At 63.0% G+C, this 22,203-nt stretch carries 24 protein-coding genes; 8 read left to right on the top strand and 16 right to left on the bottom strand.

From position 1 onward, the window contains the following. The first annotated feature begins 16 nt into the window (after positions 1 to 16). The 4 genes from MOV74_RS05380 to MOV74_RS05365 all read left to right on the top strand — a co-directional run bounded on the left by MOV74_RS05380 (position 17) and on the right by MOV74_RS05365 (position 5,767). On the top strand, positions 17 to 682 hold the full coding sequence (locus MOV74_RS05380; protein ID WP_246918847.1) for a hypothetical protein: 666 nt from the start codon (positions 17 to 19) through the stop codon (positions 680 to 682). Between the two features lie 297 nt (positions 683 to 979). Beyond that, on the top strand, positions 980 to 2,923 hold the full coding sequence (locus tag MOV74_RS05375) for a PrkA family serine protein kinase (protein WP_246918845.1): 1,944 nt from the start codon (positions 980 to 982) through the stop codon (positions 2,921 to 2,923). A gap of 31 nt (positions 2,924 to 2,954) precedes the next feature. Further along, the gene (locus tag MOV74_RS05370) at positions 2,955 to 4,232 is read left to right on the top strand and encodes a YeaH/YhbH family protein (RefSeq protein ID WP_246918871.1); all 1,278 of its coding nucleotides are present in this window, start codon (positions 2,955 to 2,957) and stop codon (positions 4,230 to 4,232) included. Then, the gene (locus tag MOV74_RS05365; RefSeq protein ID WP_246918843.1) at positions 4,229 to 5,767 is read left to right on the top strand and encodes a SpoVR family protein; all 1,539 of its coding nucleotides are present in this window, start codon (positions 4,229 to 4,231) and stop codon (positions 5,765 to 5,767) included. Before MOV74_RS05370 ends, MOV74_RS05365 begins: the two co-directional genes overlap by 4 nt. A 128-nt stretch (positions 5,768 to 5,895) precedes the next feature. Here MOV74_RS05365 and MOV74_RS05360 read toward each other — a convergent pair whose 3' ends face one another. The 6 genes from MOV74_RS05360 to MOV74_RS05335 all read right to left on the bottom strand — a co-directional run bounded on the left by MOV74_RS05360 (position 5,896) and on the right by MOV74_RS05335 (position 8,668). Beyond that, positions 5,896 to 6,330: a DUF1801 domain-containing protein gene (locus tag MOV74_RS05360; protein ID WP_246918841.1), complete on the bottom strand. Its 435-nt coding sequence runs from the start codon at positions 6,328 to 6,330 to the stop codon at positions 5,896 to 5,898. Beyond that, on the bottom strand, positions 6,327 to 6,539 hold the full coding sequence (locus MOV74_RS05355; RefSeq protein ID WP_249796554.1) for a hypothetical protein: 213 nt from the start codon (positions 6,537 to 6,539) through the stop codon (positions 6,327 to 6,329). Before MOV74_RS05355 ends, MOV74_RS05360 begins: the two co-directional genes overlap by 4 nt. 55 nt (positions 6,540 to 6,594) lie before the next feature. Beyond that, positions 6,595 to 7,026, bottom strand: coding sequence for an SRPBCC domain-containing protein (locus tag MOV74_RS05350; RefSeq protein ID WP_246918837.1), 432 nt, complete (start codon positions 7,024 to 7,026; stop codon positions 6,595 to 6,597). After that, positions 7,023 to 7,346 carry a helix-turn-helix transcriptional regulator gene (locus tag MOV74_RS05345; RefSeq protein ID WP_246918835.1) on the bottom strand — a complete coding sequence of 108 codons (324 nt, stop codon included), beginning with the start codon at positions 7,344 to 7,346 and terminating at the stop codon, positions 7,023 to 7,025. The genes MOV74_RS05350 and MOV74_RS05345 overlap by 4 nt, the downstream gene beginning before the upstream one ends. A gap of 211 nt (positions 7,347 to 7,557) precedes the next feature. Next, a complete protein-coding gene (locus MOV74_RS05340) occupies positions 7,558 to 8,007 on the bottom strand; it encodes a DsrE family protein (protein ID WP_246918833.1) in 450 nt (149 codons plus the stop codon). Between the two features lie 40 nt (positions 8,008 to 8,047). Continuing rightward, positions 8,048 to 8,668: a hypothetical protein gene (locus tag MOV74_RS05335; RefSeq protein ID WP_246918831.1), complete on the bottom strand. Its 621-nt coding sequence runs from the start codon at positions 8,666 to 8,668 to the stop codon at positions 8,048 to 8,050. Between the two features lie 305 nt (positions 8,669 to 8,973). Here MOV74_RS05335 and MOV74_RS05330 point away from each other — a divergent pair, with 305 nt between their 5' ends. Together MOV74_RS05330 and MOV74_RS05325 are read left to right on the top strand one after the other, a co-directional pair. Then, on the top strand, positions 8,974 to 10,494 hold the full coding sequence (locus MOV74_RS05330; RefSeq protein ID WP_246918829.1) for an SUMF1/EgtB/PvdO family nonheme iron enzyme: 1,521 nt from the start codon (positions 8,974 to 8,976) through the stop codon (positions 10,492 to 10,494). A gap of 17 nt (positions 10,495 to 10,511) precedes the next feature. Then, positions 10,512 to 10,958 (top strand): DUF4399 domain-containing protein, encoded by a 447-nt coding sequence (locus tag MOV74_RS05325; protein ID WP_246918827.1) that lies wholly within the window; start codon positions 10,512 to 10,514, stop codon positions 10,956 to 10,958. A 4-nt stretch (positions 10,959 to 10,962) separates the two neighbouring features. Here the strand turns inward: MOV74_RS05325 and MOV74_RS05320 are convergent, their stop codons facing one another. The 10 genes from MOV74_RS05320 to pqqA all read right to left on the bottom strand — a co-directional run bounded on the left by MOV74_RS05320 (position 10,963) and on the right by pqqA (position 20,954). Beyond that, complete coding sequence (locus MOV74_RS05320) at positions 10,963 to 12,018, bottom strand: 2-oxoacid:ferredoxin oxidoreductase subunit beta (protein WP_246918825.1); 1,056 nt, start codon at positions 12,016 to 12,018, stop codon at positions 10,963 to 10,965. Next, positions 12,015 to 13,862 (bottom strand): 2-oxoacid:acceptor oxidoreductase subunit alpha, encoded by a 1,848-nt coding sequence (locus MOV74_RS05315; protein ID WP_246918823.1) that lies wholly within the window; start codon positions 13,860 to 13,862, stop codon positions 12,015 to 12,017. Before MOV74_RS05315 ends, MOV74_RS05320 begins: the two co-directional genes overlap by 4 nt. After that, positions 13,832 to 15,631, bottom strand: coding sequence for an FAD-dependent oxidoreductase (locus MOV74_RS05310; protein ID WP_246918821.1), 1,800 nt, complete (start codon positions 15,629 to 15,631; stop codon positions 13,832 to 13,834). The genes MOV74_RS05315 and MOV74_RS05310 overlap by 31 nt, the downstream gene beginning before the upstream one ends. A gap of 236 nt (positions 15,632 to 15,867) precedes the next feature. Continuing rightward, positions 15,868 to 16,545: a DUF4286 family protein gene (locus MOV74_RS05305; RefSeq protein ID WP_246918819.1), complete on the bottom strand. Its 678-nt coding sequence runs from the start codon at positions 16,543 to 16,545 to the stop codon at positions 15,868 to 15,870. Positions 16,546 to 16,558: 13 nt separating this feature from the next. Further along, the gene (gene pip / locus MOV74_RS05300) at positions 16,559 to 17,545 is read right to left on the bottom strand and encodes a prolyl aminopeptidase (RefSeq protein ID WP_246918817.1); all 987 of its coding nucleotides are present in this window, start codon (positions 17,543 to 17,545) and stop codon (positions 16,559 to 16,561) included. Continuing rightward, the gene (pqqE, locus tag MOV74_RS05295) at positions 17,535 to 18,716 is read right to left on the bottom strand and encodes a pyrroloquinoline quinone biosynthesis protein PqqE (protein ID WP_246918815.1); all 1,182 of its coding nucleotides are present in this window, start codon (positions 18,714 to 18,716) and stop codon (positions 17,535 to 17,537) included. The genes pip and pqqE overlap by 11 nt, the downstream gene beginning before the upstream one ends. After that, positions 18,713 to 19,024, bottom strand: a complete 312-nt coding sequence (gene pqqD, locus MOV74_RS05290) for a pyrroloquinoline quinone biosynthesis peptide chaperone PqqD (protein WP_246918813.1) — start codon at positions 19,022 to 19,024, stop codon at positions 18,713 to 18,715. The genes pqqE and pqqD overlap by 4 nt, the downstream gene beginning before the upstream one ends. Before the next feature lie 10 nt (positions 19,025 to 19,034). Then, positions 19,035 to 19,790 carry a pyrroloquinoline-quinone synthase PqqC gene (gene pqqC, locus MOV74_RS05285; RefSeq protein ID WP_249796555.1) on the bottom strand — a complete coding sequence of 252 codons (756 nt, stop codon included), beginning with the start codon at positions 19,788 to 19,790 and terminating at the stop codon, positions 19,035 to 19,037. 20 nt (positions 19,791 to 19,810) lie between these two features. Then, the gene (pqqB, locus tag MOV74_RS05280; protein WP_246918809.1) at positions 19,811 to 20,740 is read right to left on the bottom strand and encodes a pyrroloquinoline quinone biosynthesis protein PqqB; all 930 of its coding nucleotides are present in this window, start codon (positions 20,738 to 20,740) and stop codon (positions 19,811 to 19,813) included. A 133-nt stretch (positions 20,741 to 20,873) separates the two neighbouring features. After that, positions 20,874 to 20,954: a pyrroloquinoline quinone precursor peptide PqqA gene (gene pqqA / locus MOV74_RS05275; RefSeq protein ID WP_007595659.1), complete on the bottom strand. Its 81-nt coding sequence runs from the start codon at positions 20,952 to 20,954 to the stop codon at positions 20,874 to 20,876. Positions 20,955 to 21,215: 261 nt separating this feature from the next. On the opposite strand from pqqA, the gene MOV74_RS05270 reads away from it, so the two are divergent. Continuing rightward, positions 21,216 to 21,473 carry a DUF6894 family protein gene (locus MOV74_RS05270; RefSeq protein WP_246918807.1) on the top strand — a complete coding sequence of 86 codons (258 nt, stop codon included), beginning with the start codon at positions 21,216 to 21,218 and terminating at the stop codon, positions 21,471 to 21,473. A 242-nt stretch (positions 21,474 to 21,715) separates the two neighbouring features. Next, on the top strand, positions 21,716 to 22,203 hold a 488-nt coding region (locus tag MOV74_RS05265), incomplete at its 3' end, for an amidase family protein (RefSeq protein WP_246918805.1).

Here is a 22,203-nt window from a genome sequence, read left to right as displayed (position 1 = left end):
CGTGGCTCGGCCGCGAATGGCCATGCTGGGGGAAAGCATGCAGGCTCAAAATGACGGTGTCGCCTTCGCCGTCGCCAACAGTCCGCCGCCGGTCGCGCCGGCCGGATGCGTAGACGCATCGCACGATCTCGAAATCGGTCCGTGTACGACCTCGCTGCGACTGCTGGTCGCGGCGGGCTTTGCGATGACGCTGCTCAGCGCGAGCCTCGCCTTCGACTGGTGGGATGGTCTTGGCGAGTACGACACGATGGTCGGATTTGCCGGCGTCGTGATTTTCGCCCTGGTGACCATCCGGCTGATCTGGATGCTCCCGGCCAAGCGGGGAGCCGTGGTGGTGGTCACCCCCTACGGCATCCGCGATCTCCGCATCGGCAATGAATTTCTGCCGTGGGATTCGATTGCGGAGATTTCGGCTGAAGAATGCGGCGGCCACAAGATGATCGTGCTGACGCCGACGCCGGGCTTGCAGCGGCAGCTCTACAGCATCCGCACCTTGGCCGGTTGCGCGCAGGACGGTCGCATCGTCATCCGGTCGGAGGGCCTGGCGGCCGATTTTGATACAGTGTTGCGCGCTTGTCGCGACTGTCACAATGCTGCCGGCAGTCCGCGCGCCGCATTGCAGCAGGAAGATGACCGCGGCACCCAAGGCGGCGCTCAAAGCTTCGCCGTACAAGCGTCATAAGATCGCCGCTCGCGGATCGCTATGCTGCGGTGCCGGATGGACGCATCCCCGGTAACGCCCGGATGTTGCGACCAAGTGACAATTTCTGGAAATGAGCCAATATAGACGGAGATTCGCACAAATTACGGGCAGGTGCCTGTTCGTAACTCAGCGACTGCCTACGTTGTGCGTTGCGTCGTGTTGGCACCCGGGTGTCCAATGATCGTCATGTGCTCACGCTGATTCGAAACGGCCTGAGGAACGGTCCGGTAACTGCTTTCGTTTCAGCTTGTAGCGGAACTCACGCGGAGAGGGATCATGTATAACGATTCTCTATTCAACGCTTTCGCTCGGTCGTTCGAGGCGAGAAGCCAGCACGACATGTCGATGGCGGAATATCTGGAATCGTGTCGAAGCGATCCCATGAAATACGCGAACGCGGCCGAACGACTGCTAGCAGCGATCGGTGACCCCCAGACGATTGACACGGCCAAGGACCCACGCCTTGGCCGTATTTTTTTGAACCGCACGATCCGCACCTATCCGGCCTTCGCCGGCTTCTACGGCATGGAAGAAACCATCGAGCGCATCGTTGGTTTCTTCCGCCATGCGGCGCAGGGCCTCGAAGAGCGCAAGCAGATCCTCTATCTGCTCGGACCGGTCGGCGGCGGCAAATCCTCGCTCGCCGAGCGCCTGAAGTCGCTGATGGAAGTGCATCCGATCTACGTGCTCAAGGCCGGCGACGAGCTCTCGCCCGTGTTCGAGAGCCCGCTCAGCCTGTTCGATCCGGATAACCTCGGGCCGATGCTGGAGGAGAAGTACGGCATTCCGCGCCGGCGTCTCACCGGCCTGATGAGCCCGTGGTGCTACAAGCGGCTCGAAGCCTTCGGCGGGGACATCTCGCAGTTCCGCGTCGCCAAGATTCAGCCGTCGCGGCTGCGCCAGATCGCAGTCTCCAAGACCGAGCCCGGTGACGAGAACAACCAGGACATCTCCTCGCTGGTCGGCAAGGTCGACATCCGCAAGCTCGAGACCTACGCGCAGAATGATCCCGACGCCTACAGCTATTCCGGCGGCCTCAATCGCGCCAACCAGGGCGTGCTCGAGTTCGTCGAGATGTTCAAGGCGCCGATCAAGATGCTGCACCCGCTGCTGACCGCGACGCAGGAAGGCAACTACATCGGCACCGAGAATATCGGCGCCATTCCCTTCACCGGCGTCATCCTCGCGCATTCCAACGAAGCGGAGTGGTCGAGCTTCAAGGCCAACAAGAACAACGAGGCCTTCATCGACCGCATCTGCGTGATCAAGGTGCCGTACTGCCTGCGGATCACGGAGGAGCAGAAGATCTACGAGAAGCTGATCCAGGGCTCCGAGCTGGCGGCGGCGCCTTGCGCGCCCTCGACGCTGGAGACGCTGGCGCGATTCTCGGTGATGTCTCGCCTGCGCAAGCACGAGAATTCCACGGTGTTCGCCAAGATGCGGGTTTACGACGGCGAGAGCCTGAAGGAATCCGATCCGAAGGCGCGCAGCGTCCAGGAATATCGCGACGCCGCCGGCGTCGACGAGGGCATGGACGGTGTCTCCACGCGCTTCGCCTTCAAGATCCTGGCTGCCACTTTCAACCACGATCCGCAGGAAGTCGCCGCCGACGCCGTGCACCTGATGTACGCGCTGGAGCAGTCGATCAAACGCGAGCAACTGCCGGAGGAAGTCGAGAAGCGCTATCTCGAATTCATCAAGGCGGATCTCGCGCCGCGTTATGCCGAGTTCATCGGCAACGAGATCCAGAAGGCCTATCTGGAATCCTACTCGGATTACGGCCAGAACCTGTTCGATCGCTACGTCGACTATGCCGACGCCTGGATCGAGGACCAGGACTTCAAGGATCCCGACACCGGCCAGCTGCTCGATCGCGAGCTTTTGAACCAGGAGCTGACGAAAATCGAGAAACCGGCGGGCATCGCCAACCCCAAGGACTTCCGCAACGAGGTCGTCAAATTCTCGTTACGATCGCGGGCCCAGAACGGCGGCAAGAATCCGACCTGGACCTCCTACGAGAAGATTCGCGACGTGATCGAAAAGAGGATATTCTCCCAGGTCGAGGACCTGCTTCCGGTCATCTCCTTCGGGTCGAAGAAGGACGGCGAGACGGAGAAGAAGCATGGCGAATTCGTCGCACGCATGGTGGAGCGCGGCTACACCGAGCGTCAGGTTCGCCGGCTCGTCGAATGGTACATGCGCGTGAAGCAGGCCGGTTGAGGCGGAATGGGAGGCGAATGGTAAAGTGCCCATTCACATTATTGACAGGCGCCTGAATCCAGGCGGCAAGAGTCTTGAGAACCGCCAGCGGTTCTTGCGTCGGGCCAAGTCCCTGGTGCAGGGCGCCGTCAAGAAGACCTCGCAGGAACGCGACATCAAGGACGTCCTGGAGGGGGGGGAAGTCACGATTCCCCTCGACGGCATGCACGAGCCGCGCTTCCGCCGCGAAGGCGGAACGCGCGACATGGTGTTGCCCGGCAACAAGAAGTTCATCGAGGGCGACTATCTCCAGCGCTCCGGCCAGGGCAGTGCCAAGGATTCGGGCCCGGGCGAAGGCGACAGCGAGGACGCGTTCCGTTTCGTGCTGAGCCGTGACGAGTTCGTCGATCTCTTCCTCGACGATCTCGAACTGCCGGATCTTGCCAAGCGCAAGATCGCGCATACCGAGAGCGAGGGCATTCAGCGCGCCGGCTACACCACGTCGGGCTCGCCCGCCAACATCTCGGTGAGCCGGACGGTGAAGCTCGCGCTGGCGCGCCGTATCGCGCTCAGGCGTCCCCGCAAGGAGGAGATCGAGGAGCTGGAAGCCGCGATCGCCGCATGCACCGACGAGGACGAGCGTGAGGTGCTGCTCGCCCAGCTGGAAAAGCTGAAAGCGAAGACCAAGCGCATTCCCTTCATCGATCCGCTCGACATCCGCTACCGCCGCTTCGAGACGGTGCCCAAGCCCGTTGCGCAGGCCGTGATGTTCTGCCTGATGGACGTGTCGGGCTCGATGTCCGAGCACATGAAGGATCTCGCCAAGCGCTTCTACATGCTGCTCTACGTGTTCCTCAAGCGCCGCTACAAGCATGTCGAGATCGTTTTCATCCGCCACACCGACCGCGCCGAGGAGGTCGACGAGCAGACCTTCTTCTACGGTCCGGCCTCGGGCGGCACGCTGGTCTCCAGCGCGCTGCAGGCTATGCACGAGATCGTGCGCGAGCGTTTCAACCCGTCGGACTGGAACATCTATGCCGCGCAAGCTTCCGACGGCGACAATTCCTATTCCGACGGCGAGCTCACGGGCATGCTGCTGACCGACAAGATTTTGCCGGTCTGCCAGTTCTTTGCCTATCTCGAGGTTGGGGAATCAGGCGGCAGCGCCTTCGATCTCTCCGACTCATCGCTCTGGACCCTCTATGAGCGTCTGCGCAACAGCGGCGCACCGCTCTCGATGCGCAAGGTCTCGGAACGCAGCGAGATCTTTCCGGTGTTCCACGATTTGTTTCAGCGTCGCGAAACTGCCCAGGAGAAGGCCGCTCCATGACGGAACGATTGTTCGAAGGCGCGGATTGGGATTTCCACACCCTGCAGCGCATCACCGATGCCTGCGAGGAGGTGGCGCTGAAAGATCTCGGGCTCGACGTCTATCCGAACCAGATCGAGGTCATCACCGCCGAGCAGATGCTGGATGCGTATTCGTCGGTCGGCATGCCGCTGTTCTACAAGCACTGGTCGTTCGGCAAGCATTTTGCGTACCACGAGGCGTCCTATCGCAAGGGCCTGATGGGGCTCGCCTATGAGATCGTGATCAACTCCTCGCCTTGCATCTCCTATCTGATGGAGGAGAACACGGCGACGATGCAGACGCTGGTGATCGCCCACGCCGCTTTTGGCCACAACCACTTCTTCAAGAACAATTATCTGTTCAAGCAGTGGACCGACGCCGACGGCATCCTGGATTATCTCGACTTCGCCAAGACGTATGTCATGCAGTGCGAGGATCGCTACGGCCGCGTCGAGGTCGAGCGCACGCTCGATGCCGCGCACGCGCTGATGTCGCACGGCATCGACCGCTATCCCGGCAAGAAGAAGCTTGATCTGCGGGCCGAGGAGAAGCGGGCAGGGCGCCGCCGTCAGCACGAGGAGGAGGTCTTCAACGACCTCTGGCGCACCGTGCCCAAGGGCGCTGCCAAGAGCCGGACCGCGCTCAGCATCGAGCGCCGCCGCAAGCTGCTCGGCCTGCCGCAGGAAAACCTGCTCTACTTCCTGGAGAAGAGTGCGCCGCGCCTGGCACCGTGGCAGCGCGAGCTGCTGCGCATAGTCCGCCACATCGCGCAATATTTCTATCCGCAGAGCCAGACCAAGGTGATGAACGAGGGGACGGCGACCTACGTCCACTATCGCATCATGACCAAGCTGCATCAGCAGGGCCGCATCAGCGACGGCAATTTCCTCGAGTTCCTGGGATCGCACACCAACGTGGTGTTCCAGCCCGAATTCGACGATCAGCGCTTCTCCGGCTTCAATCCCTATGCGCTCGGCTTTGCCGTGATGCAGGATATCGAGCGCATCGTCACCCGACCGGAAGATGAGGACCGCGAGTGGTTCCCTGACATTGCCGGCAAGAACGACGTGATGGGCGTGCTGCGCGACGTCTGGGCCAACTATCGCGACGAAAGCTTCATCGCGCAGTTCCTGAGCCCGAAGTTGATGCGGCACTTCCGCATGTTCCACCTGCATGACGATCCCGAGGAGCGCGCCGGTATCCGGGTCGATGCCATCCATGACGAGCGCGGCTTCCGCCGCGTGCGCCGCGAGCTGGCGCGGCAGCACGATGTCGGCTTCATCGACGCCAATATCGAGGTGGTCGACGTCGATCTCTCCGGCGACCGCCGCCTGATCCTGCATCATCACGTCATCAAGGGCTCGCAGCTCAACGAGACCGATGCCAAGCGGGTGCTGCAGCATCTGGCCGATCTCTGGACCTACGACGTCGCGCTGATCGAGGTCGATGCCAACGACAAGGTCATGCGCGAATACGTCGTCAGCCCGCGCCCGATCCCCGCCGCGGTGGCGTGAGGCGGTCGGCTAGACCGAACGCCTGATGAGCGCCCCGACCCGCGCTCCGAAGCAGGTGCGTTCCCTCCACCCTTGTGGGGCAGGGAACGGAGAGAGCGTTGCTGCCGCCGAATTCGATCTTCAGCTCATCATGCTTTCTTCTTCGCCGATTTCTTCTTGCTCACATTCAACTCCACCGCCGCGCGGATCAGCGCCTTCAATGCCTTCTCGTCGATCTTCTCGCCTTCGCGAATATCGATCGCGCGGCGCACATTTCCGTCGAGGCTGGAATTGAACAGACCGGCCGGATCCTCCAGCGCCGCGCCATTGGCGAAGGTCATCTTCACCACCGCCTTGTAGGTCTCGCCGGTGCAGATGATGCCGTCGTGCTCCCATACGGGAACGCCGCGCCATTTCCACTCCTCGACCACATCAGGATCGGCCTGCTTGATCAGGCCGCGAATCCGCCCCAGCATCTCGCCGCGCCAATCGCCGAGCTCCTTGATCCTGCCGTCGATCATTTTGGAGGGCGACGGCCCATTCGCGCCCTTTGCGCCGCTCTTCTTCGCCATCGCCTTCTTCATGATCTCGCCTCGCGTCGCACGCCATCGCGCTGGTCGAGATAGGGCTTCGCGAACAGATAGAGCCCGGTCGCGAGCAGCGGGATCAGCGGGACCAGCGCCAGGAAACCGATCCAGACGGCCTGGACCTGCATGGTCATCGCCACGATGTTGGCGATGACCGCGAGCGTGAAAGCCATCGACAGCCAGCGATGAATCTGCCGAACCCACATATGCGTGCTCACTAGAGACCTCCTTTGAGATTGATCGGAATGGACGCCGGCGGAGCTAGTCAGCGCGCGCCAGCACCTCGTCCAGCTTGTTGAAGAACTGCTTCCAGCCGGCATGCGCGCCGCCATAGGCCTGCTTTTGCGTCGGGCCGAAGCCCGCCTGCTCCACGCGCAAATGCGTGCCCGCGCTCGTCGGCGTGAGCGTGAAGGTCACGACGCTCTTGAGATCGAAGGCGGAATCCTCATGCGAGAAATTCCAGGTGTAGGCGAGGCTCTTCTGCGGCTCGATGGTGAGCACCTCGCAGTCCAGCACGCCGCCCCATTCGCCGCGCAGATTGAAACGATGACCGACTGATGGCTTGAAGTCGTTCTTCATCAGCCATTCCTCGATCAGATGCGGCTGCGTCAGCGCGCGCCAGAGCCGCTCGGGCGGAAAGGCGAATTCGCGCTCGACGACCACGGAGCGCGTCTGGCTTGAGGCTTCAGTCATTGGTCCATCCTCTTCAGGAGATCGTCGAGCGCGTCGAGCCGCCTCTGCCAGAAGCCGGCCATCTGGCTGGTCCAGTCGATCAGCGGATCGAGCGCGCCGGGCAGCGCGCTGTAATGGGTCTGCCGTCCTTCATGGCGGTCACGTACGAGGCCGGCCTGCTTCAGCGCGCCGAGATGTTTCGAAACCGCAGGCTGCGAAACGCCCGATAGCGCCGTCAGTGCCCCGACCGTCTGCTCGCCGTCGCGGCACAGCCGCTCGAAAATCGCCCGCCTTGTGGGGTCGGCGAGCGTCCTGAACAGGAGATCGGGGGCGGGGGACATGGAGATCCATAACCAGGAAGTTATGGATTGACTCATAACCGTAGAGTTATGGGTGAGTCAAGCGGGATTGGAAGGTGTGGCACCCGATGTTACTCCGGGTCATTGCGAGCGCAGCGAAGCAATCCAGGCTTCCTCCTCAGAGACAGTCTGGATTGCTTCGTCGCAAGGGCTCCTCGCAATGACGGAGAATGTCGCGCCGCGGCGCGCACTGCTACGGCCGCAGATACAAATACCCCTGCGACTGCAGCTCGGCCAAGCGAACCACGCCGCCGTTCTCAGCACTGACAAAGCCGGGCAGCAGATCCGCCAGCGTGACGTTCTGCGCCTTCATCGTGTTGCCGCAAGCGGCGAGCTCGACGCCGCCCTTGGAGAATTCGCCGACCCGCTTGCTGACATCGGGGTTGGCCTGCGCCCCGTGGAATGCCTTCAGCGCGGGACCGTGGATCACCAGCGCGAGCGTGACGTGCTCGGGGCCGCCGACGCCGTCGATGTGGTTCTGGATGTTGCCGAGCACGAAATTGACCTTCTCGGCGTCGCTGAGGTGATAGACGACCTTCAGCTTGTTGCCCGCGCTGGCTTCGGTGGCGGCTCGTGCACGCGAGGCGCCAAACGCTGCGCCCAAAGCCGAAACGGCGCTCCACAAGATGTTCCGGCGATTCATGGCGACCTCCTTCGACTGATCCCAGTTCGCCGGACAGATATCATTTGTGGCGCAGCGCTGCGAGTTCCTTGCGGTCGGTTACCAGCGAGGCGCATTCGCTATTGTCGGTGCGGTCGAGGCGAAAAATCTTGTCATCGGCGCCGGCCACCAGCGATTGCTCGGCATCGTCGTCCGGCTTGTTGTTCTGCCAGACTCGCACCCGTTCGAGTCGCACGATCGCCGACTTGTCGTCCTTCGACAGCGCGACGCCGATGCCACCGCCCTCGCAGTCGACGCCGCAGCCGAGGCGCACCTCGCTGCCGTTCCTGGTGAACACGGCGTGGTTGCACGAGCCGCTGGAGTCGAAATCGCCGCTGCGGTGACGGTACCTGAAGCCGAGACGGAAGGAGTTGTGCAGCTCCTTGTCCTCCTTGTCGACCTCTGCGGAGATCAGCAGCTTCATCGCGGCGACCTTCTGCTTCGGGTGCCGCGCCAGATGATCGGCATCGTAGCGGCGGACGAAGCAGGCGTAGGCCTTGTTGCCGGGCACGCCCGAATACATGCGCATGTTGAAGGTTTCGGCTTCGGCCTTGCTGGCCTCACGAATGTCATCACCTTCCTCGGCCACGGCGGCGCTGGTCAGCGCAGCCAAAATGACGGCAGCAAAGATGGAGAGCTTCATGACGGCCTCGAGCGCGTGGCGATTTCTATCGCGGCAGGACAGAGCTGCTGTCTGTTAGACGCAGGCGCGGTGCCCCGCGTTCAACCGTCCCAAGTCGCTCCAGCGGCCATCGCGAGTTCAGGCCGAGCCTTAGTCACAGAGGGGATCAAGAAGGTTCAAGCGGCGGAGCGCCTTGATTCCTCGGAACTCGATGCCGCCCGTTGCCCTGACATTGTCTCGGTTCGTCAATGTGATAGCCTTCACAGACGACCACGTTTGGCAGTCGTAAGCTGAGGCTGCCTTGTCAGTATGTGGAGTCCCCCGCGATGGGCGAAATTCGCAACTTCAAATCCGGCGATCAGGATGGGCCGCCTCCACACGGTCTTATGCCCCGTCGTCTCGCTGCGATCATTGTCGGTGACATCGCTTCCTACAGCCGCATGATGCAAGCTGACGAGGAGGGGACGCATGTCCGCGTCAAGCGGATCGAGCGGGATCTCATTCAGCCCAGCATCGTCGAGCACCATGGTGCTCTGGTGAAGACAACGGGCGATGGCTTCATTGCCATTTTCGATAGCCCTGTCGAGGCCGTTCGATGCAGTATCGTCATCCAGCAGAACCTGATCGGCCGCAACGCCTCGCTTCCGAAGCATTCGCGGCTCGAATACCGAATTGGCGTCAATCTCGGCGACGTGATCGTGGAGCCGGACGATGTCTACGGCGACGGCGTCAACATCGCCACACGCATTGAGGGCATTGCCGAGCCCGGTCAGGTCTATATCTCAGGCGCGATCTACGAGCAGATTAAGCACAAGGTGGTATGCGGCTATGAGTCGCTCGGCGACCGCAAAGTCAAGAACATCACCGATCCTGTGCGCGTCTATCGCGTGCTGCCGGACGCGGATGCCGTTGGCAAAACGAGGAGCCGACGTGAGAACGCCCTGATCTTTCTGCTGGCCATCACAGTGATGATGATGGCCGCGGGCGTGCTCTGGTATTTGCTGGCGCAGCCCGGCAGGATGGGAGAACAGGCAGCCGTGCCAGCCGCTTCTCCTGCCGCTTCACCGAGTCCGCGGCCGCTGCCAAGCGAGGCGGCGACGCAGACGCCGCAACCATCTCCGTCATTGGCTTCGTCGCCTTCACCGCCGGCGCCCAGCCCATCGGCGGCGCCGCCTCCCGAACCCGAGATGATCGCCATTCGCGGCGGCAGTTTCGCGATGGGAAGCAATGATGATCCGACCGAGCGACCCGTTCACCAAGTCACGATCAAGCCGTTCTCGATCGGAAAATACCCGGTCACCGTGCGGGAATGGAACGAATGTGCAGCTGCAAAGGGGTGCGCATTCACGGCCATCGGCAAGGACAATGCCCCGGTCAGCAATGTGAGCTGGGCCGACGCGCAGCAATATGTCGTCTGGCTCGCGCAGGCGGCGAAGAAGCCCTACCGGCTTCCGACCGAAGCCGAATGGGAATATGCGGCGCGCGGCGGAACGCAGAGCAAGTACTGGTGGGGCGACAAGCTCCAACCGGGTATGGCCGGCTGCAAGGATTGCGGTGATCTTGCGGCCGAGCAGCCGGCCAAGGTCGGCAGCTTCAAGCCTAATCAATTCGGGCTCTATGACATGGGCGGCGGCATCGACCAGTGGGTCGAGGACTGCTGGCACAGGACCTATCAGGGGGCGCCGAGCGATGGCTCCGCGTGGACCGGCAGCGACTGCTCCTCGCACGTCCTCCGTTCGGGCTCTTGGAAAAATGATTCGAGATATGTGCGACCGTCCAATCGCGATGGTTACGACACCAATGTCCGTTACCCCACGCATGGATTCCGTGTCGCGCTCAGTCTTTAAGTGCTGGAGTAGAATTGATGAGGATCATTTCCTGTGTGGCGCTGGCGGCCGCAATTGCATTGCATTCGGGCGCGGCCAACTCGCAAGGCAAGTCCGCGCCGAAGGACGCGAAGCTCTATTTCATCACGCCACATGACGGGCAGAAAGTTCGCGGTGGTTTCTGGGTCCGGTTCGGCTTGCGCAACATGGGCGTGACGCATGCCGGCGACGAGTACCAGAATGCCGGTCATCACCATCTCTTGGTCGACGTCAACGAGCCCATCGATTCCAAGGAGCCGATCCCGCAGGACAAGTCGCACCTGCATTTCGGGGCTGGGCAGACTGAAACCCTCCTCGAGCTTCCGCCCGGCACGCACACGCTCCAGCTTGTGCTGGGCGATGCGAAGCACTATCCGTTCGAGCCGCCTGTCGTGTCGGACAAGATCACGGTGCGCGTCAGACCGCCGGCTTCGGCGCGGAAGTAAACGATCAGCGCAGGCTGGCGTTGATCTTGTCCAGCACCGCCGAGCCCGGGCAGAGAGTGTCCGCCTCCAGCCTGTTCAGTGGCGTCTCGACCGTGTTGAGATGCTCGTGCAGATCTTCCGCGTCCGGGTCGACGTAGAGCAGCCCGGTGACGATCTGTCCCTTGGCGGCATGCCTTGCGAGGAAGGTCTGGGCCCCCAACCGGTCGTGCGGATCGTAATCCGCGTCGATCTTGCGCAGCGCGATCTTGCTGCCGTCGTGCTGCTCGACCATTTGCACCGTGCCCGGCGCGTAATCCACGGCGATCGGGTCGCGGCCGACCAGCACGTCGAGCCGGTTCACCGCGTCGTTGTGCTCGCGGACATAATCAAAACTCTTGGTCGAGCCGGCGTGGTTGTTGAAGGCGATGCAGGGACTGATGACGTCGATGAAGGACGCACCCTTGTGGCGGATCGCGGCCGCGATCAGCGGCACCAGCTGGGTCTTGTCGCCCGAGAAGGAGCGCGCGACGAAGGTGGCGCCGAGTTGCAGCGCGATCGCGACGAGGTCGATGGCGTTGTCGGTGTTGGTGACGCCCTTCTTGGACTTCGAGCCGCGGTCGGCAGTCGCCGAGAACTGGCCCTTGGTCAGGCCGTAGACGCCATTGTTCTCGACGATATAGGTCATGTTGACGCCGCGCCGGATCGAATGCGCGAACTGGCCGAAGCCGATCGATGCGGAATCGCCATCGCCGGAAACGCCGAGATAGATCAAATCGCGGTTGGCGAGATTGGCGCCGGTCAGTACGCTGGGCATGCGGCCGTGCACGGAATTGAAACCGTGCGAATTGCCGAGGAAATAGTCCGGCGTCTTCGACGAGCAGCCGATGCCGGAAATCTTCGCCACCCGGTGCGGCTCGATCGAGAGCTCGTAGCAGGCCTCGATGATCGAGGCCGTGATCGAATCGTGGCCGCAACCGGCGCACAGCGTCGAGATCTTGCCCTCGTAGTCGCGATGCGTGTAGCCGAGCTCGTTCTTCTTCAGGCTCGGATGATGGAATTTCGGTTTTGCGATGTAGGTCATGACACGGCCTTGCGGAGCGGGGTCACCTTGAGGTGATCCTGATGGTCGCCAATGGCTTTTGCGATGAAGCGGGCGGTGATCGGCGAACCGTCATAATGCACGATCGGCACAAGGCGGACGGGATCGATGCCGTTCTCGTTGACGATGAGCTGGCGCAGCTGGCTGTCGCGGTTCTGCTCGACCACGTAGACGAAGTCGTGCTCGGCGAGGAAGCTCGCCACACTCGAGTGGAACGGGAAGGCGCGGATGCGCATCCGGTCGAGCTGATGTCCGCGCGCTTCCAAGAGGCCGATCGCCTCGTCCATCGCCGGCGAGGTGGAGCCGAAATAGATCACGCCATATTTGGTCGGCCGCTCCGCATTGGCCTGCAGCGGCCGCGGCACCAGATCCTGCGCCGTCTCGAACTTGCGCATCAGGCGCTGCATGTTGTCGGCGTAGACGGAGCCTTCCTCGGAGTAACGCGCATAGCGGTCACGCGAGGTGCCGCGGGTAAAATAGGAGCCCTTGGTCGGGTGCGTGCCGGGATAGGTGCGGTAGGGAATGCCGTCGCCGTCGACGTCGAGATAGCGGCCGAAGTCGCGTCCCTCTTCCAGCATCTCAGCGGTCATCACCTTGCCGCGGTCGTACTGCTTGGCATCATCCCACTTCAGCGGGCGACAGAGCCGATGGTTCATGCCGATGTCGAGGTCGAGCATCAGGAAGATCGTGGTCTGCAGCCGCTCGGCGAGATCGAAGGCGGAGGCCGCGAATTCGAAGGCCTCCGCGGGATCTTCGGGGAATAGCAGCACATGCTTGGTGTCGCCGTGCGAAGCATAGGCGCAGGCGATGATGTCGCATTGCTGGGTGCGGGTCGGCATGCCCGTCGAGGGGCCGGCGCGCTGGATGTTCATGATCACGGCCGGGATCTCGGCAAAGTACGAGAGACCGATGAACTCGGTCATCAGGGAGATGCCGGGGCCGGAGGTCGCGGTGAAGGCGCGTGCGCCGTTCCAGGACGCGCCGATCACGATGCCGATCGAGGCCAGCTCGTCCTCGCCCTGCACGATGGCGTATTTGGCTTTGCCCGTCTCCGGATCGTGCCGGTACTTCTTGCAATGGGCGGTGAAAGCTTCCGCCACGGATGAGGACGGCGTGATCGGATACCAGGCACAGACCGTGGCGCCGCCATAGACCGCGCCGAGCGCGGCGGCGCTGTTGCCCTCGATGAAGATGCGGTCGCCGACCTTGTCGGACTTCTTGACCCGTAGCCCGATCGGGCATTTCAGGTTTTGCAGCGCCCAGTCGCGGCCGAGATGCAGCGCGTGGACGTTGGAGGAAAGCAGTTTCTCCTTGCCCTTGTACTGCTCGCCGATCAGTTGCTCGATCAGCTTCGGGTCCATGTCGAGCAGCGCCGAGAGCGCGCCGAGATAGATGATGTTCTTGAACAGCTGGCGCTGGCGCGGATCGGTATAGGTCGAGTTGGTGATGGCGGTTAAGGGGACGCCGATCACGGTGATGTCGTCGCGGAATTTCGTCGACGGCATCGGCTTGGTGGAATCGTAGAACAAATAGCCGCCCGGCTCGATGCCGGCGACGTCCTTGTCCCAGGTCTGCGGATTCATGGCGACCATCATGTCGACGCCGCCGCGGGCGCCGAGATGGCCGTCTTCGGTGACCCGCACCTCGTACCAGGTCGGCAGGCCCTGGATGTTGGAGGGGAAGATGTTGCGCGGAGACACCGGAACGCCGTGGCGCAGGATCGCGCGCGCGAACATCTCGTTGGCGCTGGCCGAACCCGAGCCGTTGACGTTGGCGAAGCGGACGACGAAGTCGTTTACGCTGCTGAGCGGCTTCTTGTCGGGCATGTCGAACCTGCGTGGGTCATCTCGATGAAATATTTCTGCATGTCCCAGGCGCCGGTGGGACAACGCTCGGCGCACAGCCCGCAATGCAGGCAGACGTCCTCGTCCTTCACCATCACGCGCCCGGTCTTGAGATCCGAGGAGACGTAGAGATCCTGGTCCGGATGCGGCGAGGGCGCCTTCAGGCGCTGGCGCAAGTCGCTTTCCTCACCGTTACCGGTGAAGGTGATGCAATCCATCGGGCAGATGTCGGCGCAGGCATCGCATTCGATGCAGAGCGAGGTCGAGAACACCGTCTGCACGTCGCAGTTCAGGCAGCGCTCGGCTTCGCCCAAGGCCAGCTTGACGTCGTAGCCGAGCTCGACCTCGGCGCGGATGTCCTTCAGCGCGACGACCTTGTCGCGGTGCGGCACCTTGTAACGCTTGTCGATGGAGATGTCGTTGTCATAGCTCCATTCATGGATGCCCATCTTCTGCGATGAGACCTGCACGTCGGGTAGCGGGCGCTCGGTGATGTCCTCGCCCGACAGCATCTTGTGGATCGACAGCGCGGCGTCATGGCCCTGCGCCACCGCCCAGATGATGTTCTTCGGCCCGAACGCGGCGTCGCCGCCGAAGAACACCTTTGGATTGGTCGAGACGAAGGTTTTCGGATCGACCTTGGGCATGTGCCATTTGTCGAACTCGATGCCGCAATCCTGTTCGATCCAGGGGAAGGCGTTTTCCTGGCCGACCGCGACCAGCACGTCGTCGCAGGCGATCGTCTCATCCGGCTCGCCCGATGGCACGAGGTTGCGCCGGCCCTTGGCGTCGTATTCGGCTTTCACCTTCTGGAAGGTGACGCCGATCAGCTTGCCGGCGACATGCTTGAAAGCCACCGGAACCATGTAATTGAGGATCGGAATATCCTCATGGAGCGCGTCTTCCTTCTCCCAGGGCGAGGCCTTCATCTCCTCGAAGCCGGAGCGGACGACAACCTTGACGCTCTCGCCGCCAAGGCGGCGCGCGGTGCGGCAGCAATCCATCGCGGTGTTGCCGCCGCCGAGCACGATCACGCGCTTGCCGATCTTGTCGATGTGGCCAAAGGAGACCGAGGACAGCCAGTCGATGCCGATATGGATGTTGGCGGCTGCCTCTTTCCGGCCGGGAATGTCGAGCTCGCGGCCGCGCGGCGCGCCCGATCCGACGAAGATCGCGTCGTACTTCTCCCCGAGCAGCGCCTTCATGCTCTCGATGCGGTGGCCGCCTTTGAACTCGACGCCGAGACCCAGGATGTAGCCGGTCTCCTCGTCAATGACGGAATTTGGCAGGCGGAATTTCGGGATCTGCGTGCGCATCATGCCGCCGGCTTCCGGATCGCCGTCGAACACGGTGCAGTGATAGCCGAGCGGCGCCAGATCGCGTGCCACTGTCAGCGAGGCGGGGCCGCCGCCGACGAAGGCGACGCGCTTGCCGTTCTTCGCGGCGGGGTGCGGCAGGCGCTGCTTGATGTCATCCTTGAAATCGGCGGCAACGCGCTTGAGCCGGCAGATTGCAACCGGTGTTTCCTCGACGCGTCCGCGGCGGCAAGCCGGCTCGCAGGGACGATCGCAAGTGCGTCCCAGGATTCCGGGAAACACGTTCGATTTCCAATTGATCATGTAGGCGTCGCTATAGCGACCTTGGGCGATCAGTCGGATGTATTCGGGAACCGGGGTGTGCGCGGGACAGGCCCATTGGCAATCGACCACTTTGTGAAAGTAGTCGGGGGCCGCAATATCGGTCGGTTTCATTCCTACCCTGTCCGCGCAGGCTCAAAGACCCGGCGGCCTCTTCTGAGCTTGGCGAACGCTTAACGCGCGTCGATCTGGTTTCTGAATGACGTCATTGGGTTAGCTTATTAGAACCTTTCCGAAGTACAACGGCAAACTTGCGCGCTTCCCCTGTTTCATAGGAGCCAAGCGCGCACAGCATTAACGGTGCGCTGGGTCTGTGTGCGGTGCAGCATGTTGCGATGCGTGCGAGCGCGTCAGCTACTCGCAATGTCGCTCTTTGCGAGATCCCACATCAGGCTGTAAGTGCCGACGGAGACCGGAAGCGGGAACGGCGCCGCCGCCGGGCCTGTGAAGCGTTCGGCGATCACGGCCGAGACCGCGCCGACATGCGTGCCGTCGATCAGCACGAACCAGTCGCGGGCGCCTTCATTGCGCACCGCCGGAATGCCCGCCGTTGCGCCCGACAATTCCGGCTCGCTTTCGAGCAGATGCATCGAGATGATGCCGTCGCGCCCTTCGAGCCTGAGCTTGTCTTGCAGCGCATCACGCCAGGACGCGGCATTGTCCGGCCCCGGTCGCAGCCGCACCACGCCGAGCGCAGCACCACGTCCGGTGCCGTTGCTGAGTGTGATGCGCGCGACGACGCGCAGCATGTCCTTGAAGCGCGCCATGCTGCGCCGCGACCAGTCGGTCTGATTGGCGAGCCGCGCCCGGTAGGCGGGACTGTCGAGCACGTCGAGCGTCGCGGTCGAGTACAGCGAGAGATATTTGGGGTTGGCGGCATGCGCGAGATAGCGCCGCGCTTCGAGGAATCCGTCGATCGCGACCCGCTCTTCCAGATGCTCGCGATCGTACCAGCGGTTGAAATCGTCTTCATCCGCTGCATCGACGTTCATCGACGTCAGCAGCATGCCTTTCCCGGCGAGCGGCATTCTTCTTGTCCTCTCATCGCCCGATCTTCGATGCGAGGTCCGCGATCGACTTCATCACCGCATCCCTCACGCCGGCATCATAGAGCGAATGCCCGGCTCCTTCCACGACGCGAAGCTCGGAACCGGGCCATACTTTCGTTAGGGCCTGCGATGTCTCAGGAGGACACAGCAGATCGTAGCGGCCCTGGATGATGATGCCGGGAATGCCCGCGAGCCGGCCCGCGTTCCGCAACAACTGGTCTTCGCTCATGAAGGAGTTGTTGATGAAATAATGCGCCTCCATGAACGGCGTTGCCGGCAGCGTGCGCCAGACGTTCAGCGACGCCAGGTCGAGCCGCGTCCTGGCCGGCTTGTGCTCGGACAAGGCGCGCTCGGTGTCGTGCCAGGCGCGCGCCGCAGGTCCGTGAACGGCAGGATCGGCATCGAGGATGCGGCGCCAATAGGCGTCTACCGGCCGCGCTTGCTCTTCCCTTGGCAGCACACTCAGAAAATCCTCGTACAGCGCGGGATAGAATTGCGGCAGGCGCACCGTGAAGCCGGTCTCGACTTCTGCCCGCGTGCCGAGAAACGTCGCGCGGAGCGCAATGCCGGACACACGCTCGGGATGCGCCTGCGCATACGCCAGCGCCAGTGTCGCGCCCCAGGAGCCGCCGACCACCATCCAGCGGTCAAAGCCGAACTTTTCGCGGATCTTCTCCATGTCCGCGATCAGATGCGCCGTGGTGTTGTGCTCGCGAGATGCCTTGGGACGGCTGCGGCCGCAGCCGCGCTGGTCGAACAGCACCGCATGCATACGCTCGGGATCAAAAAGCCGGCGATGGTCGGGCTGGCAGCCCGAGCCGGGCCCGCCGTGCAGATAGATCGCGGGGATGCCGTCGCTGCGCCCGACGCTCTCGACATAGAGCTCATGGCCGTCGCCGACGTCGAGCATGTCGGAGGTCAGCGGCGCAAAGGGATCGGCACGCCTGACGGATGCGGCCGCGTCGGCGTCAGGTCCCATTCTCGGATTCCAGGGTGCCGCCGGCGAAGTTGCGATAGAGGAAGCGGCTGGTCTCGCCCTCGGCCTCGCGCTCGGCCTGCTTGAAGATGGTCTCGTGCAACGGCGACAGCGCGCAGGCGGGATCGGTGTTGGCGGCATCACCGGTCAGCGCAAAGGCCTGGCAGCGGCAGCCGCCGAAATCGATCTCGCGGAATTCGCAGGTCTTGCACGGCTCCTTCATCCAGCCGGTGCCGCGATAGCGGTTGAAGGCCTCGGAGTTCTGCCAGATCCAGGCGATCGAATGGTTGGAGCGCACCGACTCGAATTCGAGCCCGGTGATGCTTTCGGCGGCGTGGCAGGGCAGCACCTTGCCGGCGGGCGAGATGTTGAAGAACTGCCGGCCCCAGCCGCCCATGCATTTCTTCGGCCGCAGCGCGTAATAGTCGGGAACGACGTAGTCGATCGCAAGCGTGCCCTTGAGCCGCTCGCGTGCCTCTTCGACGATGGCCGTGCACTCGTCGAGCTGCGCCACCGTCGGCATCAGCGCGGCACGGTTCTTCAGCGCCCAGCCGTAATATTGCACATTGGCGACCTCGAGCCGGTCGGCGTCGAGATCGACAGACATCTGGATGATGTCAGGAAGCTGGTGCAAATTCTGCCGATGCATCACCGCGTTCACGGTCAGCGGCAAATCGAGCTCGCGGGTCCATTTCGCGACTTCAAGCTTCTTGCGATGGCCGTTCCTGTAGCCGGCGACGCGATCGGCGAGGCCTTCTTCGACGCCCTGGAAGCTGATCTGCACATGGCATAGTCCGGCATCGGCAAGCTCGCTCAGCCGCTCGCGCGTCAGCAGCACGGCCGAAGTGATGAGGTTGGTGTAGAGCCCGACGTCGCTGGCATGCTTGACCAGCTCGACAAGGTCTTTGCGCGCTGTCGGCTCGCCGCCGGAGAAATGCACCTGGAGCACGCCGATCTCGGCAAGCTCGCTCAGCACTTTCTTCCACTCGTCCGTCGTCAGCTCCTTGCCCGAGCGGTCGAGCTCGACGGGGTTGGAGCAATAGGGGCATTGCAGCGGGCAGCGATGGGTGATCTCGAGCAGCACCGCGAGTGGAATGCCGAAGGTCTCCGCCGTCGAGCGCTGCTTCTCCAGCACCGCGAGGCTGTCGCTGGGTGGGATGGTCACGTCGCTCATGACGTCTTCTCCCTGATCTCGGTGAGGAAGCCCTTGTCGGCGAGATCCTGCAGCATGAGGATGACGTCGGCCAGGATCGCCTCGCGCGGCGCGGCATATTTCGCAGCGAGCTGATCGGACACGTCGCCGACACTGCGCTTGCCGTCGCAGAGTTGCAAGACCTCGACCGCGATCTCATCAGGCGCCAGTACCCGCTCCGGCGCCAGGATCACCCACACCTTGCGGGTCTCGTCATATTTCAGCTTGGCATGCCGCGGCAGCACGGGGCGGCTTGCCTCGCTGACGCAGATATTGCGCGGCCCGGCCATCGCTGTTCCCTCAGCTCGCCTTGGGCACGAATGCGCCCGGCGGAATGTGGCCCTCGACATAGGCGTGCTGGAGCGCGTCGAGCTGCACCCACAAGACGTTGGTCTTGAAGATCAGCGCGTTGCACACAAGCGCGCGCTGCTCCGGCGTCGTGGCATGCGCCTTGACGTAGTCGAGCGCGAAGCCGGCATCGCGCGGCGCCTGGGCCAGGCGGCGCTTGAAGTAGCTCATGATGTCGGGGTTGACGAAGTCGTAATGCTCCAGCATGCCGGAGATACGCTCTTCATGCAGGTTCGGCGCGAACAATTCGGTGAGCGAGGAGGCGATCGCCTCCAGCGGGCTCTTTTCGCGACAATAGTGCACGTACGCCTCCACCGCGAAGCGCGTCGCCGGCAGGATGCCTTCGGTCGATTCCACGTAGGCCGTGTCAAGTCCGAGGCCCTCGGTCAGCTTCAGCCAGCGTTCGATCCCGCCTTCGGAGCCGACATCGCCGTCGTGGTCCTCGATGCGATGGCGCCATTCCAGCCGGGTGGCGCGGTCGCGGAAGCGCGAGATCACCACGGCGTCCTTGATCGGGATCGTGCTCTGATAGTAGTAGCGGTTCAGCGCCCAGGCCTGCACCTGGCCCTTGTTCAGCTTGCCGCCGTGCAGGAGCTTATGGAACGGGTGCAGGCTGTGATAGCGCGTCGCCCCGATATGGCGCAGCGTCGCCTCGAGCTCCTCGGCGCTGCTGAGCCTGATGTCCTTGCCGATCGAGAGCGCAGTCATTCCAGTCATTGACGCCGCATTCACAGCACGATCTCCGTTCCGTCCGCCGGTATCTGCCAGCCTGCCGCCTCCGCGGCCTTGCGCTCCGGGGAGGCAGGCAGCAGCGCCGGGTTCGAGTTATTGATATGCAGAAAGACCTTCCTGTCGATAGTGAGGTCGGCCAACCGTGCGATGGCGCCGGCCTCGCCGGACATGGCGACGTGTCCCATGCTCTTGCCTGTCTTGTGACCGAGCCCGGCCCTGATCATCTCGTCGTCCTGCCACACCGTGCCGTCGAAAAACACCAAGGCGGCGCCGTCGAGCTCGGCCTTGAGCGCATCGGTGACCTCGGCGCAGGCTGCGATGAAATAGAAGCACTTGCCGGTCGCCTTGTCGGTGATCTTCAGCCCCAGCGTATCGCCGTCGCCGGTCTCGCCGCCGGGATGCGCCTTGCCTTCCAGATACCAGGCCGACTTGCCCGAGACTGCGAAGGGCAGCACCTCCAGGCCCGAGCGCGAGCCGTCGGTGAGCCGCGGCTCGAATGCCTCGTTGACGCCGATCGGCTGGCGCCGCACGTGCTTCTCGTTCAGCACGTTGAAGATGCTGTTGCTGGCAAGGATCGCCAGCACCTTCTCATGCGCATAAATCGTGAACGGCGAGCTCTCGCGCATCGACAGCAGGCCCGCCACCGCGTCCACCTCGCCGTTGGTCAAGATCACGCCCGCAATCGGCGTATGGCGCAGCGCCCCGGCCTTGGGGTGCAGTTGCGGCGTGGCATTCAATTGCTGGCGCAGGTCGGGAGAGGCATTGATCAGGAACCAATGCTCGCCGTCGCCGCTGAAGGCGACCGAGGCCTGGGTTCTCTCGAGTTCATGACCGGCGCTACGGGCCGCCCGGCAGCCCTCGCAGCCGCAATTCCATTGCGGCACCCCGCCGCCGGCTGCGGCGCCCAGGACGACGACGCGAAGCATGATCCGTCTCCTGGAGGCAACGTCGCCAAGTGGATCTCAGGCCGACACAGTTTTTATCTTCCGGAAACTGATCGTGACCGAAAGAACGTCCGCCGAAAGATCCACCTGCGCAGAACGCAAACTCGCCAACCGCTTACTTGCGGGTGGCGCTCACATACATGTTGATTTCCATGCCGCAGGGCACTTCGACGATCTTCGGGGCTTTCCAGGCCATTTTGGCACTCCATTTTCGCGAATTCGGACGTATCCGCCCACGAGCTAAGTTACTGTGGGGGGAAAAGTTCGCCAGTGAAATTTTCCCGACCTAGGTAGTAGACCGGCGGAATTGTTGCACCGCAAGAGAGCGTATTGCGGCCGCAAAGATGAGCGAATGACAACGCAAAATAGTCGATAGGTCGTGATCCCTGTCGGGATAAACCAGTTGTGAGTATGGAACGGCTTCCAATCGGCTTCAGGCGACCCCATTGGATCAGGCATGCCCAGATATTTCTTCAACACCCGTATCGGTGACGAACTGATCGTGGATCCCGAAGGTGAGGATCTGCGCAATCCCGATCGCGCCTGGGAGGTCGCCCGCCAGATGATCCTGGAGGTCCTGAAATCGGAGGGGACCCAGCCGGCGCTGCTGGAGGCGGTCATCGAGGTCACCGACGTCGATGGCGAGGTCGTGCTGGAGTTTCCTTTCACCGAGGCACTGCTGGACATGCCGGTTCAGTCCGCGACGAGGCATTAGAGGCGCGCGAGATGCGCTCCCTCCCCCGCTTGCGGGGGAGAGGGTGCTTCCGCGAGCGAGAACCCCCAAGAGGAGAGAGCCTCACCCGGCACTTCGTGCCGACCTCTCCCGCAAGCGGGAGAGGTTGCCGTGTGCTCGCGGTGAGACCGAGACAACATGACATCGCACTTTCGCCCCTGCGAAATCCGCATGGCTTTGCCGCGTTCCCGGCGCTAAAAGACGCCCGTCATACGGAGCTAGCCATGCAAGATCTCTGGCGCCTGTCGGCCGCCGACCTCGCCACCCTCGTCAAATCCAGGAAAGTGTCCGCCAGGGAGGCCGCCAAGGCCGGCCTCGCTCGCCTGGACGCCGTCAATCCCCAGCTCAATGCCGTGATCGACCACCGTCCGGAGGACGTGCTCAAGCAGGCCGACGCCGTGGATGTCGCCATCGCCAGGGGCGAGGACCCCGGCGTGCTGGCCGGCGTGCCCGTCACCATCAAGGCCAATGTCGACCAGGAGGGCTTTGCCACCACCAACGGCTTAAAACTCCAACGCGACCTGATCGCGCGCGAGGACAACCCGGTGGTCGCCAATTTCCGCAAGGCCGGCGCCGTCCTGCTCGGCCGCACCAATTGCCCGGCCTTCTCCTACCGCTGGTTCACCACCAACCTGGTCCATGGCGACACCAAGAACCCCCGCGATGCCTCGCTGACCCCGGGCGGCTCGTCCGGCGGCGCCGGCTCGGCGGT

The organism is Bradyrhizobium sp. SHOUNA76 (assembly GCF_023006445.1).
Lineage (GTDB): Bacteria > Pseudomonadota > Alphaproteobacteria > Rhizobiales > Xanthobacteraceae > Bradyrhizobium.
The sequence above is the reverse complement of the archived record's forward strand: the minus strand, read 5'-3'. Positions and strand labels throughout refer to the sequence as shown.

What these genes read in the sequence shown, in the direction of transcription:
- MOV74_RS05380 (WP_246918847.1), top strand. Translation starts at nt 17, where the DNA reads ATGGCCATGCTGGGGGAAAGCATGCAGGCTCAAAATGACGGTGTCGCC.
- MOV74_RS05375 (WP_246918845.1), top strand. Translation starts at nt 980, where the DNA reads ATGTATAACGATTCTCTATTCAACGCTTTCGCTCGGTCGTTCGAGGCG.
- MOV74_RS05365 (WP_246918843.1), top strand. Translation starts at nt 4,229, where the DNA reads ATGACGGAACGATTGTTCGAAGGCGCGGATTGGGATTTCCACACCCTG.
- MOV74_RS05360 (WP_246918841.1), bottom strand. Translation starts at nt 6,330, where the DNA reads ATGAAGAAGGCGATGGCGAAGAAGAGCGGCGCAAAGGGCGCGAATGGG.
- MOV74_RS05355 (WP_249796554.1), bottom strand. Translation starts at nt 6,539, where the DNA reads ATGTGGGTTCGGCAGATTCATCGCTGGCTGTCGATGGCTTTCACGCTC.
- MOV74_RS05350 (WP_246918837.1), bottom strand. Translation starts at nt 7,026, where the DNA reads ATGACTGAAGCCTCAAGCCAGACGCGCTCCGTGGTCGTCGAGCGCGAA.
- MOV74_RS05345 (WP_246918835.1), bottom strand. Translation starts at nt 7,346, where the DNA reads ATGTCCCCCGCCCCCGATCTCCTGTTCAGGACGCTCGCCGACCCCACA.
- MOV74_RS05340 (WP_246918833.1), bottom strand. Translation starts at nt 8,007, where the DNA reads ATGAATCGCCGGAACATCTTGTGGAGCGCCGTTTCGGCTTTGGGCGCA.
- MOV74_RS05335 (WP_246918831.1), bottom strand. Translation starts at nt 8,668, where the DNA reads ATGAAGCTCTCCATCTTTGCTGCCGTCATTTTGGCTGCGCTGACCAGC.
- MOV74_RS05330 (WP_246918829.1), top strand. Translation starts at nt 8,974, where the DNA reads ATGGGCGAAATTCGCAACTTCAAATCCGGCGATCAGGATGGGCCGCCT.
- MOV74_RS05325 (WP_246918827.1), top strand. Translation starts at nt 10,512, where the DNA reads ATGAGGATCATTTCCTGTGTGGCGCTGGCGGCCGCAATTGCATTGCAT.
- MOV74_RS05320 (WP_246918825.1), bottom strand. Translation starts at nt 12,018, where the DNA reads ATGACCTACATCGCAAAACCGAAATTCCATCATCCGAGCCTGAAGAAG.
- MOV74_RS05315 (WP_246918823.1), bottom strand. Translation starts at nt 13,862, where the DNA reads ATGCCCGACAAGAAGCCGCTCAGCAGCGTAAACGACTTCGTCGTCCGC.
- MOV74_RS05310 (WP_246918821.1), bottom strand. Translation starts at nt 15,631, where the DNA reads ATGAAACCGACCGATATTGCGGCCCCCGACTACTTTCACAAAGTGGTC.
- MOV74_RS05305 (WP_246918819.1), bottom strand. Translation starts at nt 16,545, where the DNA reads ATGCCGCTCGCCGGGAAAGGCATGCTGCTGACGTCGATGAACGTCGAT.
- pip (WP_246918817.1), bottom strand. Translation starts at nt 17,545, where the DNA reads ATGGGACCTGACGCCGACGCGGCCGCATCCGTCAGGCGTGCCGATCCC.
- pqqE (WP_246918815.1), bottom strand. Translation starts at nt 18,716, where the DNA reads ATGAGCGACGTGACCATCCCACCCAGCGACAGCCTCGCGGTGCTGGAG.
- pqqD (WP_246918813.1), bottom strand. Translation starts at nt 19,024, where the DNA reads ATGGCCGGGCCGCGCAATATCTGCGTCAGCGAGGCAAGCCGCCCCGTG.
- pqqC (WP_249796555.1), bottom strand. Translation starts at nt 19,790, where the DNA reads ATGACTGCGCTCTCGATCGGCAAGGACATCAGGCTCAGCAGCGCCGAG.
- pqqB (WP_246918809.1), bottom strand. Translation starts at nt 20,740, where the DNA reads ATGCTTCGCGTCGTCGTCCTGGGCGCCGCAGCCGGCGGCGGGGTGCCG.
- pqqA (WP_007595659.1), bottom strand. Translation starts at nt 20,954, where the DNA reads ATGGCCTGGAAAGCCCCGAAGATCGTCGAAGTGCCCTGCGGCATGGAA.
- MOV74_RS05270 (WP_246918807.1), top strand. Translation starts at nt 21,216, where the DNA reads ATGCCCAGATATTTCTTCAACACCCGTATCGGTGACGAACTGATCGTG.